General features: G+C 62.2%; 4 protein-coding genes. 3 read left to right on the top strand and 1 reads right to left on the bottom strand.

What is annotated here, in order from left to right; genetic code table 11:
* The first annotated feature begins 286 nt into the window (after positions 1–286).
* A complete protein-coding gene (locus tag A37A_RS19715; RefSeq protein WP_081616336.1) occupies positions 287–529 on the top strand; it encodes a DDE transposase family protein in 243 nt (80 codons plus the stop codon).
* Between the two features lie 33 nt (positions 530–562).
* A complete protein-coding gene (locus A37A_RS0114605; RefSeq protein WP_040889533.1) occupies positions 563–946 on the top strand; it encodes a hypothetical protein in 384 nt (127 codons plus the stop codon).
* Here the strand turns inward: A37A_RS0114605 and A37A_RS0114600 are convergent.
* Entirely contained in the window at positions 937–1,356 is a 420-nt protein-coding gene (locus A37A_RS0114600) for a hypothetical protein (protein WP_155996720.1), read from the bottom strand. The genes A37A_RS0114605 and A37A_RS0114600 overlap by 10 nt on opposite strands.
* Positions 1,357–1,423: 67 nt before the next feature.
* On the opposite strand from A37A_RS0114600, the gene A37A_RS17825 reads away from it, so the two are divergent.
* On the top strand, positions 1,424–1,843 hold the full coding sequence (locus tag A37A_RS17825) for a hypothetical protein (RefSeq protein ID WP_155996719.1): 420 nt from the start codon (positions 1,424–1,426) through the stop codon (positions 1,841–1,843).
* Positions 1,844–2,479 lie beyond the last annotated feature (636 nt).

Below are 2,479 nucleotides of genomic sequence, written 5' to 3'. Positions count from 1 at the left end.
AACACGTTCCTGCGCTCCTGCGCCGCCTCCAGTCGATCCGCCTCGGCGTTCTCTCCGTGGAAGGCAAGCCGATCGTTCGTCTTTTGAGCAAGATTCCTCGGGAACTGAATCGGCTCCTGGAAAAACTTCGTCTGCTCCCGCTCTTCGCCCAGCCGCCGGCCTGGGCAGCCATGTAGCCAGTAGCGGAAAGGCCTGTCCTTCCGCATCAAGAAGTTATGCTGCTACTCAAGGGAAGTCAGGCTACCTCTCCAGCGCGCCACCGGATCAGTATTCGCCCCAAGAATGGTTGGACTTGATCCGAGGACATTGGGGCGGAGCCGAAATCCGCAATCATTGGCGACGCGATGTCCTGATGGGCGAAGACCGTTCCCGCTCTCGCCAGCCCAACCTGCTGGCCAACTTGGCGCTCATCCGTAACGCCCTCCTCTCGCTCCTCTCCGAACGCCTCGGCGAACAATCCCTCCCGCAGTTCCGCGAACGATTCTGCTCCACCCCTAAACAATGTCTGGCCATCCTCGCCGCCGCATGAACTCCAAAACAAAAGACCCTGCTCCTCGGCCCTTTGCGCTCGTGGCGCACCGTCGTCAGCGTCGCGGCCTGGCCACCCGAGGCGGATGGTGTCGAAGCCGCATTGCGGGCTCTCGAGGAGAAGCTGGAGCAAACCGAGGCTCGGGCGCTTACTCTTGGAATGGAGAACAACCGGATGACGGAGGTGCTGCTCCAATTGGAAGCGAAGCTCGAGGATCTGGAGAGGGCGCGGCATCAACTCGTCCAAGACGTAACCCACATGCGGACGGAGAGCCGTCTCGGGAGCCAATCCGACTTCTATCGGCTTTCCGAGGGCGAATTGACCCAGGCGCGCGAAGTCCGACAAAAGGAAGTCTCCCTGATTGAGCAGATTCTCGCCGTGCGTCAAAAAGCCGGGACGCCGGCGCTCTACCGGTAACCCACCGGTTTTTCCTCGGCGTCTCGTGCGGGGAGCTTTCTGATGGGAGCAGAAACCATCCATCGGCACCGGGTGCAGAGGTCAAAGAGAGTGACTCGGCGCCAACCGACGTGCAGGAAGGGAAAGAGCACGCGGAGAAACCCGCGCGCCAGCGACCGCCCGACAGAAAAACGGCCGAAGGGCGCAAGATGCCACCCCAGCAGCCAGTGAAGGGGCCGGGAGCGGATCTTCGCCTCCCAGAGACCGCACCAGGCGGGATAGAGAAACAGAAAGAGAAGATCGCCCCACCTCCTCGCGACCGAGAAGGAGAGAGCCAACAGAGCCACGGCTTCCAAGAAGCTGGCCATTCCCCTTTCCCAGAGCGCCGGACGGCGATGCACCGGCTCCTCCTTATCTTTCCTCCGGGTCATCTCCTTTTGCATAGAATAGTAGGCGGCGATGGCCTCCCATCGTCCTAATACGATCGATGGTTACGCGATGGATAAGGCACAAACGGCTCTTTTCTGTCTGGTGACCGCTGCGCTGGCAGAGGCTGGATGCGGAACCGGAACTCGCCTTGCTTTCGCACCCGCTTGCGCGATTGACCTTCCGTGTCGCTCCAGCGACCCGTTGCTCTCCTCCCAGCCGGTCAGGGTCCGGCCTTCCCGTTTTGGCTTCGTCCTGACCGAGCCGATCCGCTTGCACGGCGAACGGGTCTTGCCGGCAGGGACCGAACTTCGCTCGTCGCGTGTCTTTGTCCAATCGCTGCCTCCCCGCGACGTGGTGGATGCCCTGCGGACCGATCCGAAGGCCCCTTTTGTACCGGCGACCGGAAACGTGCTCTACGAGGCAGGGGTCTACTGGGCGACTCTGAGCAATGCGCGGATTCCCTGCGGGGCGGCTTCTCGTGGGCTTTAGCCTGCATGGCTCTAGCCCGCATATCTCGTGCGACGTGAAAAGAGTGCATCGCCCAGTGGGGAGGGAGTGATCTCCACCCGGCAACTATTGCTCCAGCCGGAAGCACTCGGAGCGGCTACCGGTGGTAACGCCAGCGGTCGAAGCCTCTGGGGGAAAAGGCCCGGGAAGCGGGTCAGCGAGCAAGCAGGCCCTAAGGAAAGTGAACGCTGAACAAAGCCTCGAAACCGGCAATGCGGACGCCGAGCTCGTGAGAAAGAAGCGAAGGCCGTTGTCTCCCTGGGAAGGAGAGCAATCGAAGCACTGGGGATAGCCGCCGGGGTATTGGGCGAGGGCATGCGGGCAAAGGACGATGCATCAACACGGGAGGCCCACTTGGCCGGGAGCTCGGGTTGGCCCCGAGCGGACCGACCGCTGCCCTGCGAGGGGCCGAAGCGGGACCAGGTGGGAGTCGGATAGGTCCATACTGTGCGCTAGGCAGCGCCTGAATCAGGAGAGTTTAACCTGCATATCTCGTGCGCCGTGAAAAGGGTGCATCGCCCAGTGGAGAGGGAGTGATCTCCACCCGGCAACGATTGCTCCAGCCGGAAGCACTCGGAGCGGCTACTGGTGGTAACGCCAGCGGTCGAAGCCTCTGGG

The organism is Verrucomicrobium sp. 3C (genome assembly GCF_000379365.1).
GTDB lineage: Bacteria > Verrucomicrobiota > Verrucomicrobiia > Methylacidiphilales > Methylacidiphilaceae > Methylacidimicrobium.
This window is presented reverse-complemented; position numbering and strand designations above follow the sequence as displayed.